The organism is Streptomyces sp. NPDC030799, assembly GCF_055572255.1.
The window spans coordinates 23,287-36,736 of the sequence record NZ_JBVIDS010000003.1 but is presented as its reverse complement, the minus strand read 5'-3'; the positions used below and the strand labels follow the sequence as shown (position 1 = coordinate 36,736).

Annotated in this window: 14 protein-coding genes and 4 pseudogenes; 6 read left to right on the top strand and 12 right to left on the bottom strand. The window is 67.4% G+C overall.

Annotation, left to right across the window (positions count from 1 at the left end; genetic code table 11):
• Positions 1-110: 110 nt before the first annotated feature.
• The 4 genes and pseudogenes from ACZ41I_RS07690 to ACZ41I_RS07675 form a co-directional block, all read right to left on the bottom strand.
• The gene (locus ACZ41I_RS07690) at positions 111-347 is read right to left on the bottom strand and encodes a hypothetical protein (protein ID WP_363220657.1); all 237 of its coding nucleotides are present in this window, start codon (positions 345-347) and stop codon (positions 111-113) included.
• A 108-nt stretch (positions 348-455) separates the two neighbouring features.
• On the bottom strand, positions 456-1,802 hold the full coding sequence (locus ACZ41I_RS07685) for a S8 family serine peptidase (protein WP_468513858.1): 1,347 nt from the start codon (positions 1,800-1,802) through the stop codon (positions 456-458).
• A gap of 416 nt (positions 1,803-2,218) precedes the next feature.
• Positions 2,219-2,348, bottom strand: a pseudogene (locus ACZ41I_RS07680) (IS5/IS1182 family transposase); the annotation flags it as partial.
• Positions 2,349-2,582: 234 nt separating this feature from the next.
• A complete protein-coding gene (locus tag ACZ41I_RS07675; protein WP_468513857.1) occupies positions 2,583-2,783 on the bottom strand; it encodes a galactose oxidase-like domain-containing protein in 201 nt (66 codons plus the stop codon).
• A 101-nt stretch (positions 2,784-2,884) separates the two neighbouring features.
• Between ACZ41I_RS07675 and ACZ41I_RS07670 the strand changes: the two genes are divergently transcribed.
• The 4 genes from ACZ41I_RS07670 to ACZ41I_RS07655 all read left to right on the top strand — a co-directional run bounded on the left by ACZ41I_RS07670 (position 2,885) and on the right by ACZ41I_RS07655 (position 5,397).
• Positions 2,885-3,148 (top strand): hypothetical protein, encoded by a 264-nt coding sequence (locus ACZ41I_RS07670; RefSeq protein WP_468513467.1) that lies wholly within the window; start codon positions 2,885-2,887, stop codon positions 3,146-3,148.
• A 232-nt stretch (positions 3,149-3,380) separates the two neighbouring features.
• Complete coding sequence (locus ACZ41I_RS07665) at positions 3,381-3,608, top strand: hypothetical protein (RefSeq protein ID WP_468513466.1); 228 nt, start codon at positions 3,381-3,383, stop codon at positions 3,606-3,608.
• Positions 3,609-3,887: 279 nt separating this feature from the next.
• Complete coding sequence (locus tag ACZ41I_RS07660) at positions 3,888-4,061, top strand: hypothetical protein (protein ID WP_468513465.1); 174 nt, start codon at positions 3,888-3,890, stop codon at positions 4,059-4,061.
• 601 nt (positions 4,062-4,662) lie between these two features.
• A complete protein-coding gene (locus ACZ41I_RS07655) occupies positions 4,663-5,397 on the top strand; it encodes a hypothetical protein (RefSeq protein ID WP_399775370.1) in 735 nt (244 codons plus the stop codon).
• Positions 5,398-5,427: 30 nt separating this feature from the next.
• On the opposite strand, the pseudogene ACZ41I_RS07650 reads toward ACZ41I_RS07655, so the two are convergent.
• The 4 genes and pseudogenes from ACZ41I_RS07650 to ACZ41I_RS07635 form a co-directional block, all read right to left on the bottom strand.
• Positions 5,428-5,842, bottom strand: a pseudogene (locus ACZ41I_RS07650) (transposase); the annotation flags it as partial.
• A complete protein-coding gene (locus ACZ41I_RS07645) occupies positions 5,835-6,134 on the bottom strand; it encodes a hypothetical protein (protein WP_468326086.1) in 300 nt (99 codons plus the stop codon). The pseudogene ACZ41I_RS07650 and the gene ACZ41I_RS07645, both read right to left, overlap by 8 nt.
• A gap of 277 nt (positions 6,135-6,411) precedes the next feature.
• On the bottom strand, positions 6,412-7,983 hold the full coding sequence (locus ACZ41I_RS07640; RefSeq protein WP_468513464.1) for a diacylglycerol kinase family protein: 1,572 nt from the start codon (positions 7,981-7,983) through the stop codon (positions 6,412-6,414).
• 387 nt (positions 7,984-8,370) lie between these two features.
• Positions 8,371-8,544 carry a hypothetical protein gene (locus ACZ41I_RS07635; protein ID WP_468513463.1) on the bottom strand — a complete coding sequence of 58 codons (174 nt, stop codon included), beginning with the start codon at positions 8,542-8,544 and terminating at the stop codon, positions 8,371-8,373.
• 317 nt (positions 8,545-8,861) lie between these two features.
• On the opposite strand from ACZ41I_RS07635, the gene ACZ41I_RS07630 reads away from it, so the two are divergent.
• On the top strand, positions 8,862-9,275 hold the full coding sequence (locus ACZ41I_RS07630; RefSeq protein WP_468513462.1) for an ATP-binding protein: 414 nt from the start codon (positions 8,862-8,864) through the stop codon (positions 9,273-9,275).
• Positions 9,276-9,318: 43 nt separating this feature from the next.
• Here ACZ41I_RS07630 and ACZ41I_RS07625 read toward each other — a convergent pair whose 3' ends face one another.
• The 4 genes and pseudogenes from ACZ41I_RS07625 to ACZ41I_RS07610 form a co-directional block, all read right to left on the bottom strand.
• Entirely contained in the window at positions 9,319-9,672 is a 354-nt protein-coding gene (locus tag ACZ41I_RS07625) for a hypothetical protein (RefSeq protein ID WP_468513461.1), read from the bottom strand.
• A gap of 125 nt (positions 9,673-9,797) precedes the next feature.
• Positions 9,798-10,139 (bottom strand): annotated as a pseudogene (locus tag ACZ41I_RS07620) (PRC-barrel domain-containing protein); the annotation flags it as partial.
• Positions 10,140-10,619: 480 nt separating this feature from the next.
• Positions 10,620-10,966, bottom strand: a pseudogene (locus tag ACZ41I_RS07615) (sigma-70 family RNA polymerase sigma factor); the annotation flags it as partial.
• Between the two features lie 651 nt (positions 10,967-11,617).
• The gene (locus ACZ41I_RS07610; protein ID WP_363220748.1) at positions 11,618-12,103 is read right to left on the bottom strand and encodes a MarR family winged helix-turn-helix transcriptional regulator; all 486 of its coding nucleotides are present in this window, start codon (positions 12,101-12,103) and stop codon (positions 11,618-11,620) included.
• Positions 12,104-12,264: 161 nt separating this feature from the next.
• Here ACZ41I_RS07610 and ACZ41I_RS07605 point away from each other — a divergent pair, with 161 nt between their 5' ends.
• Complete coding sequence (locus ACZ41I_RS07605; protein ID WP_468513460.1) at positions 12,265-13,425, top strand: PP2C family protein-serine/threonine phosphatase; 1,161 nt, start codon at positions 12,265-12,267, stop codon at positions 13,423-13,425.
• Positions 13,426-13,450 lie beyond the last annotated feature (25 nt).

Genomic DNA, 13,450 nt, shown 5'->3' with positions numbered 1-13,450 from the left:
CCAGGCCGACAGCCTGGTTGATCAAGGGAGGGCGGCGGGCAGGTCAAAATGCCTCTCCAGGGATATCCAACCAAAACTTCCCCAGGACTGCTGAAGCCCCATAACCCTCTCTATTGAATTTCAGCGTCCGGGGGTGGTAGTTGGATTGCCTCTTGTTCCTCTACATGGGCAACGCCCCCCACGTTGCCGATTGCGTCCCGTTGGCTTTCTGACACCGTCCCGGTGATGATGCCAATCGTGGGCAGAACCTGCTGGACCTGCATTCCGGCTGCCCGAAGCTGGTCTGCAACCGCCTTGATACGTTCCTGATGAGCGTCATCGACGGTGACCGTGATGTTCTGGTCCATGCTGACACCTCCAGGTTCTGTCTTTTGACGCCAGTGGCCGGATACTCAAGGAGCCGCGGGGCCTGTGCCGGTTGGCCGGCGGGGCGGCCGGCCAACCGAGGGGCGTGACTACTGCGGGGCCTGCACCAGGCCCGCGCCCACGTCCACGGAGGAGATGGGAAGCCGCCGCGCGGACCGGATGAGCAGTGCATACAGGGCGGCGCCGCCCATGCCGGTGGCCTGCGCCCACAATGCGGCGCAGCCCGCCACGTGCGGGGTGGCCATGCTGGTGCCGGAGATCGTCTTGTACCGGTCGGGCATCTTCCACGAGGAATACACATTCACGCCGGGTCCGACGATGTCGACCTGGCCGCCGGCGACCGGGTTGCTACGCGCCGAGAAGTTCGCGATGTCCAGTTGGGAGTCTACCGCGCCGACAGCCATGATGGACGGGCTGTTCGCCGGCCTGCCGACGAACCCAAATCTGCCGCGGGCGCGGTCGGCGTTGTTGCCGGCGGCGGCAATGATCAAGCAGTTGTTCGCCAGTGCCCGCCGACCGGCAGCCTCATAGGCCGCCGACACGGTGGGCACGTCGGCTCCGAGGGACATGGAAATGACTCGGCAGTGGTTATTCACGGCCCATTCCATGCCGGCCAGGATCTGCGCGTCGGTTCCGGTGCCCTGGTTGTTCAAAACCTTGCCGATGAAGATGTTGTCGTTGTGGGCGATGCCGTAGCGGCGGGTGCCCCCCGGCGGGCGCTGCGGCCCGGACGTGGTGCCGGTGCAGTGTGTGCCGTGACCGTGACCGTCCTCCGGTGCCTGGTTGGGGATGAACGATTTGCTCGTGATGCGGCGGCCGGCAAAGTCGGGGTGGCTCATCGTGAACCCCGTGTCCAGAATTGCGACCGGCACCCCCTGCCCGCTGAACCGGGACGTGTTGGCTCGTACGGCCTGCAGGCCCCAGGTAAACGCCGCCGTGTCGGCAAACAACGGCGCGGCCTCCACCGCGACACCGGCAGCGCCGCCGTTGGCGTGCTCATACAGCTCGTTCGCAGCGTCCCGATACCCCCGCAGGTACTCCGCAGCGATCACCCCCGGCTGCTGCAGCGCATGGACCATCAGCTCCGGCTCCACCGCCTCGATCCGCTCGTCCTCGGCCGCCGCCGTGCTCAACGTCTCCAACCGGTCCTCCGCACCGGCGACCACCGCGATCCCCAGCGTGGGATACAGCACGGCCTCCGACTCGGTCAGCTCGTGCAGCTCAGCGGCGCCCTCGGACAGCTCACGACTTTCCACGACGTTCGACACCCCGGCCAACGACTGGCACGTCGCCCTCATCGCGTTCGCATCGCCCACCACATCATCGGCCAAGGTCAGCACATAACGCCCCGTCGGCTCGCCCGCCTCACCCCTCAGGTACTCCGACAGAGCGCCGTCGACCTCGCCGTCACCAAATTCACCCGGCACGCTCATCATCACTCAACACACCCTCTCTTCGCTCGTTTGATGAAAGGCCGCGCTTTCCGAGTCGGCACTGCCTGGCGGCACTCATTTGCCGACCCCACGACACACTCACTGCCGTGCTCGATGGGTCCCGGGATCGTCCCAGGTCGGGCTGCGGCAAGCCGCCGATAAAGCGGGGCGGTGCTGCGTTGCTGCCGCGGGCATATGCCACAGCAACGTGCGGAAAATCTGTACCCGGCGCTCCACGACACGAACTTGGCTCTGCCTGCGTTCACCTTTTTGGCCGTGGGGATGTTCCATCCTGGATTTTGGTAGATCGCGGGTTCGGCCCTCAGGGAAGGGCGTGCGTCACCCGCAGCGGCGGCTCCATCCACGACCTGCGCGGCTACAACCTCAACGACCAGACCCGCTCGCTTTAAGACCGTGCCCTACGTGGTGAGGCGGACGAGTCTCTTGTAGCAGCACAGGGCGGCGCGAGTCCGAGAAGGGCCAGGTAGTTTCGGGGGTTGCGCTCGTAGCGGGGGGGGTGAGGCGGCGGTAGCCGGACAGCCACGACATGGCCGCGAACAACCTCTCATCAGGCGTGTCCTGCGTTCTCCCGCCCTGAGGCGCACCTTCGACGGCGGGATCAGCAGCCTCGCGATCTCCCACAGGCCGTCCGGAACTGTCCAACTCCCCGTACCCGCCTCATGAACGGACCAACGTCCGCCTCACCACGTAGGACACGATCCTAGTCGACCAAAGCATCCCATTCACCCTGTACATCTGTAGTCGGGTCTGTGCTGCGGTAGATCATGATGTCTTCCGGCGGCAACCCTTGATGTCGGTCTGTAAAAGGCGTACATGCCAGCAGGGGCCGATGTCCCTGCCGGGAGGCGCGGTGACTGTCAAAAAGGCGCTGCCTTCAAGGGTGAACTTAAGCGATACGTAACGCTGATCCGGGTTGAAGGCATGGGTGCATGAGCCCGTGCGCCATGGCGATACGCCGAATATCGCCCGTTCGAGTCGTACGGACGGCGAACTGCTCGCCGACGCGGGGGTGTTCTGAGAAGGAAGGTCGGATTCCAGGACGGAGAGATGTCCTCCCCGCCGGTGTGGGGGAGGAGCTGCGGGCCCGCACGGACAGTGGTGACCGATACGCCGCGCATACGCTGGCCAATCTGCTCGAACATCAGGGAGACATCGGCGGACTGCGCGCCCTCGCCGACAGCGGCTACCCCGGCGTCGACATCCGTCTGACCAGCCTGCCTACCGCTCTGATCGCCTCGCTTCCCACTCTCATCCAAGAAGGGGAGCGCCATCAGCCGACCCCGGACGATCCCCACTGCGGTCTCCTCGTGGACCTGACCGACTGGTAGGACTGCGTCGCGCGGATCCCCTCCGTCGTTGACGGCATCACTGGGCATGTAGGGACTGGTCGGTCGAGTTACTGGACACGTAGACCGGTCGCCAGCGCCAGACGTCGGGCGCTCCGCTGCGGGGGTGCTGTGCTGTGCCGGTGCTCTCCGCAAGCGACTGCATCCTTTGGCCTACCGTGTTTTCACCCTTGGGGAGGACGATCTCGCGGCACCACCGCGAGAGGGTTGATCCGTGCGAACAACCATCGGATACACCGTCGAAAGCATTGGCTACGTCGTAGGAGCACAGGGGCTCGTCAGCTTCGCTTCGCGGACCTTCTTCGGCGCGGAGTGGGGCTGGATGCACAAGGTCGTCGACCTTCCGTCCACCGCTTACCTCGGCGTCGTCGTCGTGGGGCTGGCGCTCATCGTCGGCGGGGTGAAGACGCGGAAGGCGCCCGAGCGCCCAAAGACCGCCTGACCGGCGGGCCTTTCAGCCCGCGACTCCCACTTCCGTGTCGTAGTGGTCGAAGCCCGCAAGCCGCCCGCCGCGTGATCCGCGCTTACAGCGGGCGGTCTTGTGCTGCTCTGCTCTGGACCGGTCGCCAACTTGTCACAGAGCCGGCAGAGGGTGGTCCGGTGCCCGGTGAGACAACCCGCGCGACTTCAGCCCATCTCGGCTCCGTCCGGCCATCCCGTCGGCGACCCGGCCGACGCGAACGGCTGCTGAGCCCGCCGTCGGCCTGCCAGGCTGCAGGCCATGTACCGGCTGGTTGCCGAGGGGCTTTTGCCGAGCACCGCACCCACCTACCGCAGGCTGTCCTCCCGGCTCGCCCAGGCCCGCCGCGACGGGCTCTTCCCGGACCTCATCGACCTCGCCGAGTACAACATCCCCGGCCTCGTGGTGCGCGGCCTTTGTCCCGGCCCTCCGTGAACTCCTCACCGCCGTTGAAGCGGGCGGCATCACCGACCTGCCCGAACCGACCTCCATCGCCGCCCGCCACATCACCCGACGTACCGCCGCCTCCGGCAGCCGCGCCCGCGTACGCGGCAATGCCGTCCTGATCAGCCCCACCGGCACCGGCACCGGCCGCATTGGCACTCAGGCCATCGCGTCCGGCTCCGCCCGCCTGCGCCCTCTGATCGCCGAGGCCGCCCGCCGCGGCTTGCGCCTGGCCTTCACTGTCCGCCTGGCAAAAACTGGTTACCTGCACCCCTCGACGCCGCCAGCGGAGACGTCACGGCAGCCGTCCACCAATGGCTCGTGGAAACCAAACGCATCCACGCCGACGCCCAGGTCCTCCACCTCGAGATCCGCACCTGGCGTCCTCGGTAGCCGACTGCATCTCGATGACCTGAGCAGTGCCGTCCCCAGCCAATGCTCATCAAGCGGCCACTGCTGCTTCCTGCCCTGCACTGAGAATTTCGAGTTGTAGTTGGGTAGTGACGGTTCAGTCCGCAGCATCAGCTCCGGCACAGCCTGATAGCCTGCGATCTTCGCCGGTCACCCGGACGGAGTCCCCCGGCGGGTCGCCATGTCACACCATCAGCAACTCATGACAGCCCTCGATGCACTGGACCGCGCCTTCGCCTCTGAAGAGCCGTTCCCCATCGGAGGTTGCACGTACTGCTACGGCGAGGAGGGACTCGCCGAACTCTCCAGGCCGCTGCACCTCATACCCGACGACATGGTGTCCGCGGCCGCCGGAGAGGTACCCAGCCACTGGGACGACTTCCCGCGTCTCTACCGCCGTCTTGTCCCGCGCATCATCCGCCCCCTTGTCGCCGGTCAGTTCCACGTCTCCGAGGAGCTGATCGCCTCTCGCCTGGTCGAGGCGGGCTGGAGCACCTGGGACGCGCCCCTGGCCGACGCTCTTCGCAACGTCTGGACCGCATGGTGGCAGGCCACATTGCACACCCACCCCAGCCCGGTGTCCATCAGGGACATCCTCGGCCTCATCACTGTCGCCACCGACAGCCTGCGCCCCTGGCTGGACATATGGACCGCCACCCGGACCCCGGCCGCCGACGCGCACTTGGCGGACCTGATGGTCGACGTGCTGTTCGAGTACGAGATCACCGACCTGAGCCTGGGGTTCTACAGCGAGTACCACGCCACCGCGGAGCTGGTGGAATGGCTCCTCACCGATGTGCGCGACCGTGTCACCGACTCCCGTCTCGACGACCCGGACTTCATTCACCACCTCCAGCAGCTGATCAGCGCTCCAGCTGACGTCTCAACCGACGCGGTTCACAAGGACGACTTCTGAGCTCTTGGGGTTGGTGTCGGCTGGTTGGTGAGTGCGTTCGAGGTGTTCATCGTCGGTGAAGGCGGTATTGGCCAGCGGCCCGCGCTGTAACAGCGACCAGACGCCTTCGACCGGGTCAGGTCTGGCGCGTGCGCGGGCAGTTGGATGATGGTGAGCCACTCGTGTGCAGCCGCGTACTCGCGCATTCCCGCGGCTCGGTGGGTGTTGAGATTGTCCCAGATCAGCACGACGGGAGCCTGGAGGTGGATGTGGGCGCGGACGACCAGGTCGCGGTAGTCGCTCGAGGCGAAGGTGTCGCGTCCCCTGCCCTTGCGCTCGCGGTGGCGGCGCGGCCGATAGATCAGCCGGGACGTCTCGCCCGGTTTGTAGCAGCACATGGTGCCGCGATCGACCAGCGGTGCCAGGAGCGACCCTGCACCCGCACCACCGGCGTGCGTTCACGCCGTCGCCGGCCGTGGGCCGCGAGAGCGTACCGCGCCGGGAGATGACGCTGGGCTGATGTTCTGCCGTGGGATCGCCGGCAGTGGGTGGTGGACGAAGTCGGTTGCCGCGGTGAGGGCCTGTCGGGCCTCGTCCGTCGCCGTTGCGGGCTGATTGCGTTCCCGGGCCAACTTGTGGATCTCTCGTACGAAGCTCTCCAGCAGATCGGTCAGGTTGGCCTTCTCCAGGTCGGTCGTGCGGTTGTCGACGACTGCGGCGATGTCATCGAGCCACCACTCCGCCATGTCGTCGACCACGAGACCGTCTCTGTGCTCCAGGGAGCTGGTGGCACAGCCGACGGGCGATCGGGAAGCGTGGCAGGTTCCTGGCGATCCGGCCCAGCCGCTCTACCTCGTCGGCCGTGTCCATCAGCTCGTACTCGCGGCACCGTCTTTCCTCCTACAACTCACGGCCAGCGAGGTCCTGTTGCGCGCCTTGCCCCGCACTTCGTCAGGGTGCGGTCCGCCGGCCGGACAGGGGCTCTCGCCGTTTCCGAGGCCTTGGCCGCCAGAGTTGCCTGGGCGGTGGCGGCGGTCAGCTTGTCTCGCGTAGCCGGCCGGTGTCCATGGGCGCAGTGAGCGAGCTGCCGGGGATGTCGTCTGATGTCGGGCGGTACACGGTCAGGGCCTCGGCGAGCTTGTCGAGGAGGAGGGCAGGAGGAGCGTCGGTCACCTCGCCGTCGTAGGCCATGCAGGCCTCCTCGGGGAGGCCGGAGATCAGCAGGCGCTTCGGCGTTGCGGCTGCGTAGAACGGCGTCCTCGCCAGTCGGCCGACGCACGCTGCCGCCAGCAGGCGAGTGCGGGCGAAGCGGCCGGCGTGGGCGACCCGCACGTCGAGCATGCCGTCGGCCAGGTCGTGGCGCCGGACCGGTGCGATGCCGACACTGCGGTACAGGCCGTTTCCCGCGAAGAGCAGCCACAGCGACCGGCGGTGTCCGTTCACCTCGACCTGCATGGGAGCGGACTGGCGGAGGATCCGGGCGACCCCGAGGAGGGTGGCGGGTGGTCCGCCGATCCTTGGAGCCCACTGTTCGCGCAGCCGTACCAGTTCCGGGTAGACGCCAATGCTGAAGGTGTTGAGGAAGTAGGTCGGCTCGGTGCCGCCATCCGCTGTGCGCAGGGGTCGGATCCGGCCGACGTCGGTACGGACGGCACTGCCTTGCATCACCGCGGTGCAGGCGTCGGCTACTGTGTCGACTCCCAGATCGGCGGCGAAGTGGTTGAACGTGCCGCCGGGGAGCACCATGAGGGGCACGTCGGCCGTGAGTGCGGCGGTCGCGGCTGCGTTGACGGTGCCGTCGCCGCCGCACACTCCCAGTGCGCCGCCCCGGTTTGCAGCTTCCCGGGCCGCCTTCGCCAGTACCTTGGGCAGTGGGCCGGCCTCCTCGTCGTAGAGCACGACTTGGGCCTGCGGCAGCATTGTTCTCAACTGCTTGATGGGGTCGGCAAGTTGAGGTTGGCTCCCGGAAGACGGGTTGACGACGACGACCAGTCCCTCTCCTTCGGGGAGTGCGGGCACGTCCGCTCGTGGCCGGGCCGGCGGCGGCATCTGCGAGCGGGATGGCACCATGCCGCGCACCGCATAGGCGGCACCCACTCCGAGGGCCGCACCAGCCAGGACATCACCTGGACAGTGGACTCCGGTGTAGACGCGGGAGAAGGCTACCGATGCGGCCAGCGGAGCCAAGGCTGCGCCCCAGCGCGGTGACTCCAGGGCAACCCCCGACACGAACGCGGCGGCCGAGGCGGCATGCCCGGAAGGGAAGGAACTGGTGAAGGGCCGGCGGGGCAGGGGCCGGACGACCGGCACGGCGTCCAGTGCCGGCCTGGCCCGGCCGACGGAGCGTTTGCCGATGGTGTTCACCGTGACCGAGGCCAGCGCCAGTGATGTCACCCCGCGGACAGCGGCCCGACGGCCGCGCGCCCCTGCGAGGGCCCACATACCGAGGGCGACGCCGCCCCACAGCAGACCGTGGTTGGCGCTCCGGCTCAGGCTCGGCAGCACCGTTTCGGCTGCGGGCCCCTCGCGCGCCGCCACGCTCTGGAACAGCGATTGGTCGGCGGCGCGTAGCAGGTTCCGGATGGGGTGCCGGGCTCGATCACTCATGGACCCCCTTTACCCCACCGAACGTCTCGCACCCGTTCCGGCTGCTGTTCGGGTTACTCGGCCTCTGCCGACTACGCCTTCCGGCCTCTGGTTTGGTCGCCGCGCCCGGGGGCGGGCCACGCCCGCCCCCGGCGGCGCGCAGCCGGATCGTCCCACGGACCCGGAGCACTGGCCCCCTGGCTGCTTTTCCGAACCAGCACGGCCTGTTGGCCACGTACCCCTGGCGCAGAAGACCAGACCTCGGATCACTCTTCCGGAGCCCACTGTGTTCGGTTCGGCCCCCAAGGGCGGGGAGCCCAATGCCCGTACGAGATGGGCTGGATACGTTCGCCTCCGACATGGGGCCGTGGCGTTGCATGGCCTGGGATATTGGTATCCGTGATTGGTTCAGGCCTGCTGAACCTTGCAGTCCACTGGTTCGACCGCCGTCCGGTGTACTTGGCGGACACCAGTGACCGGCCGCGGGCTGGTGCCGAGTGCCTTGGCCAGGCCGGTCAGGTTGTGGTCGGAGCGCTGTTCAGCCGCCTCGACGGCGTCTGCGGGCGCGGGTTCGGGGGACATCACGCCCTCCCTCCTCGCTGCAGGAAGTGAGGGTGTTCCTACCCGGAGGAGTACACGGAAGCCGGGTCCCGGACATGGCGTCCAGCACGCGAACGTATGGTCCCGTAAGGCGTGTGCGTTCGTTCGACGGCGTGTCGCCACGGCGGCGTGGAAGGTCCGGGCGGGCCACCTGGAGTTACCCGTGTACATCTCAACACCGCAGTATGCGCTGGGCGGTGGCGTTTGAATCGCTTTCCACTCATCGGACGAACATCTATCACCCTGTCGCGGGAAGCCGGAAAACGACGAGCAATCCGATGCTGCTGCAGGGAGGAACAGTGATCGTCCCCGGTAGGAGACAAGCCACCAGCGCACCCCGGCGCCTGGTACTCCGCAACCGCCCAGACGCTGCCGCGAAGGCACGCCAGGTCTCCCGGCGGTTCGTGCACCAACTCGCTCCACCGGTCGACGACCGATCCGCCCAGGACGTGGCCCTCGTCGTCACGGAACTCGTGACGAACGCGGTGCGGCACGCCCGCGGTACGACCTGCGTGCTGAGTCTCGACGCACGGCCGGACGCCGTCGAGGTGACCGTCCTCGACTCGGATCCCGAACCGCCTCGCCCTCGGAAACCGGACTTCAGCGGACGCCTGGGTGGATTCGGCTGGCCCATGATCCGTCGTCTGGCCAGAAAGGTCACCGTGGTGCTGGTTCCCAACGGCAAGGCCATCTGCGCCCTGGTTCCCAGATGACTCGCACCGCATCCCCGTACGGGAACACGCGGCTTCGTCCCGGTCAGCCCGGTTCGGTCCCGTATCCACACACCCAGGTCAGCCCGGCGTGCAGCCCGCGCAGATAGTCGGTGTTTCCGGGCAGGTTCCCGGTGTCCTCCAACTGGACCGTGACCGCGTCCAACTCGGCGGTCAGCAGCGCGAGATCAGGTGGACCTGGTACACCCCGACCGGTGACCGGGGAACTGTCGGCCCTCCCCAGTGCCCACTCGTAGGCCACCGCTTCCCCGGCACGGAACTGGGGCGATTGTGCTCCCTGGCCATCCGTCAGGGCGCCGAGGGCGGACGAGACCTCTGAGCGCTGCCGCACGCCCACCGACTCGGCCTCGCCGCCGTCCCTGTCTTCCCTTGTGTTCATTTTCCATCCGTTTCACTTCGTGCACGTATCAACTGGGTGAGCCAGGGTTCAGCGGACCCGCGGGGACCGTGAGCCTCGGCGGCGGAGCCGCGTCGCCCCATAGACGAGGTCGGCGACGGACGAGGACGCCGATGACCAGAAGGCAGAACAGGCCATGCGCGGCGACTCCGAGCGGAGAGTGCGGGCTCGTCGCCAGCGGGCAGTAAACCGTCGGTGTCGATCGAAGGTGCCTTCTTGACCAGACTCTTAGGGCTGGTGACTCCCAGATGGCCCGGGCCCACGGTGGCGCCGCCGAGCGGGACGAATACGAGACGGCGCCGGGTAGACAGTCCCACGGTGACCGTGGCGAACACGGCGTTGTCGTTCGCCGTGTCCACGTACACCGACTCCAGCGTGCCGATCTTGTGACCGCCGGGATCCACCACATCGGGCCCGCGCCATTCCCGAATGTCATCCGCCTCGAACATCACCGGCCTCCTGCGGCTGAGCTCCCCTCCATCGTGCGCTCGAACCACGGAGAGGGCATTCACATTGCACCGGAAGAGTCGGGGCATCAGCAGCTTGGAGACCCGGGCACCCCTGGTCCACAGCCTGCCGACCCGCACAACAGGAGCGCGTGTGAACAACGCCGAGCATGCCTTCACCCAAGAGCAGTGTCAGGTCGAACTCCCAGGCCTCCATACCGAACACGACGCGCCTTCTGGCGAGAACCATGGAGAGGCGCCTGCCCTGTCCTGAAGGCCGAGGCGCGGAGCTGAGTTCAGTCCTGGCAGGGGCTGTCCTGGGCACGGCGGCTCGTCGGAGCCGCGGGACGTGTTCCGCCATGCCGGTGGCGCCCGCGGAGGCAGCCACCACAGACGGGCGCCACCGGCTGCTCATCGGGAGTGGAACCGGTGTCGGGAGCTACATCGCCGGCCACCTGTTATCGGCTCAGGACAGGCGCACCGTCAGGTGATGGAGAGCATGCCGCTGCGCAGGCGGGTCAGAAGCCGGGAGAGCAGGCGGGAGACGTGCATCTGGGAGATACCGAGTTGCTTACCGATCTCGGCCTGCGTCCGCTCTCGACGAACCGCAGATGCATGATCAAGCGCTCCCGCTCGCTGAGATCAGCGAGAAGGGGAGCGAGAGCACGGAAGTCTTCCACGAGTTCCAGGGCCGGATCCTCGATGCCGATGACTTCGGACAGCGCCGCCTCTTTGTCCTCGTCCGAGGAGCTGAGTGGAGCGTCGAGGGATGCCGACGAGTAGCCGTTCGCGGCGATCTGGGCCTCGACGACCTCTTCCTCGGAGAGGTTCTGGCCTTGATCAGGCCGATGGTGCCGACCTGGACGATGTCCTCCATCGACTGGCCGTTGGCGCCTGTGGTTCGCTGATCCGGGGCAGCTCCATGTCGGTTTCCGTGGTCGCACTGACGCCTGCCGCCGTCACAAGCCCTCCCCGATCGTCCCCGGCCCGGCACGCTCTCCTGCCGGCCGACCAGCACCTGGTGCCTGCGTCAATGCGCCTCCACTCTGCTGAATCCTTGGGTTCCACCACGGACAGGAAGGTCCACGTGATCTCGTGTGCGTGTTCAGCGGTGCGCGGGACTGTCCGCGGACACCATCGCTTCATCCCTGGGGCTCGACCGGTGCCTTTGTCCGCATACTCACAGCCTGTGTCTTCAGGCCGGTCGCTATGCCCGGAACTGGCGGCAGGGAAGCTCCGGCACCTGCCGACCAGGGCCTACGAACTTTCGAGGCCAAACGGAGGCGGTCCCGGGGTATCCGAAGCAAGGAAGCGCCCAAGCGTGTCTGTTGTCATTTGACAATAATGACCCTAGGGCAAGAAAGTAGCCGTGTCGTGCTGCACGGGGAAGGGTGTGGAATGTTCCGGTGGGCGGAGGCTGCTCCGTGCGCTGGCCACCGACGCCCCGCAGTGTCGGGGAGCCCGGTGGAGTGGCCGCGTCGTCAGGCGGTCTGGTCGTCCTGCTGCTGGACGTTGTCGTGTATCTGCAGTGCCGCCGCGCGGCAGAACGCCTCGAGTCCTTCCAGCAGCGCCGTTCGCTTGCCGACGGGCATGAGGGCCAGCACCGTCTGCAGTTCCTGCTCCCTGCGTGCGCGCAGGTCGTCCAGGAAGGCGCGGCCCCGATTGCTGAGGTGCAACCGCACTTCGCGCCGGTTGGCGGCGCTGACCAGGCGCTCGACGAGCCCGGCTGCGACCAGGCGGTCGCACAGCCGGCTGGTGGACGGGGGCGTTGAGGCGAGTGCGTCACTGAGCGTGCGCAGGTTGATACCGTCCTGGTGCTCCAGCGTGAGCAGTACCCGCATCTGGGACGCGGACGCCGGAGCGGTGGACGCCCGCCCCCACAGGACTTCCAGCAACTCTCCTGCCGTCGCGGTCACACGGGCGACCTCGACGGGTTCCGGGCGGGGGCGGAAAGCAGCCACTGTCACACTCTCGCAGGCACTGGGACGGCCGCCAGCCTACTAGGTGCCTACAGCGGCCAGAGATGGTTTGGACGGCCCGGACAGCTTGGCGCGGCTGAATCGTACGACCTCGTCACGTAGGCGAGGTCGGTTTAAGTGTCCGCTGAAAGATTGGTGTATTTACCATCGTGAACAGATTTGTGACCGCCGAGCGCGCCCTGCGTACGGCGGCACCCCACGAGTTGCTCGACGCCGTCCGTCGTGCGCTGATTGAGCAGTACGCCGCGGAGTCCGTGGAGCTGTTCATGGCCGATTACGGCCTGACCGTGCTTCAGCCGGTGTCGGTGCTGCCGCACACCATGGAGCCGGTGTCCGTGCACAGCAGCGTTGTGGGCCGGGCTTTCGGTGCTCAGGAGCCGGTCGTTGAGGCCGACGCAGGCCGTTACGCGCGTGTGCATCTGCCGGTCAGTGTGCGTGGGGACCGGCTGGGCGTCCTGTCCGTGACTCTGCCGGACGACGGCCGGGTGCACGACCTGCTGGGCGAGCTCATGGACATCGCCGAGGTGCTCGGCCACGAGGTGGTCGTGGCCGAGAGGGACACCGACATCTATCTGCAGGCACGGCGCAAGGACCGGCTCACACTGGCCGCTGAGATGCAGTGGCAGCTCCTGCCCGGACGTTCGTGTTCCCGGCCCGAGTACGAGTTGGGCGCGCAGCTGGAGCCGGCGTACGCGATCTTCGGTGACAACTTCGACTGGTCCGCCACGGCCGACCACCTGATGCTGTACGTCACCAACGGCATGGGGGAGGGCATAGAGGCCTCCCTGCTGACGAACCTGGCGATCAACGCCCTGCGCAACGCCCGGCGTGCTGGGATCGCCCTCGCCGATCAAGCGGCATTGGCCGACCAGGCGGTCTACGCCCACTACAGCGGCCGCTGCTATCTGTCGGTGTTGATGTTCGACTTCGACCTCGCAACAGGTCATGCCAAGGTCGTGGACGCGGGCTCCCCGCAGATGCTGCGGCTACGGGGTGGCGCGGTCGAACCGGTCACCTTCGAGGCACAACTCCCGTTGGGCATGTTCGAAGAGACCGACTACGTGGCTCAGGAGTTCCGGGTGGAGCCCGGCGACCGGCTCGTCTTCGTGAGCGATGGTGTGTACGCGGTCGCCGACCCCAAGGGCGAGGCGTACGGCGACGTCGCGTTGGCCCGGGCGATCCAGGCCACCCGGCTGCTCCCCGCCGCCGAGGTCCCGCGCGCCATCCTTCGCGAGCTGACCGGACATCGCGGCCGGCCCGTTCCCGATGACGACGCCCTCGTGGTCTGCCTCGACTGGCACGGCCGCTGATCAGGTCGCGAACGTCCCTCCTCGA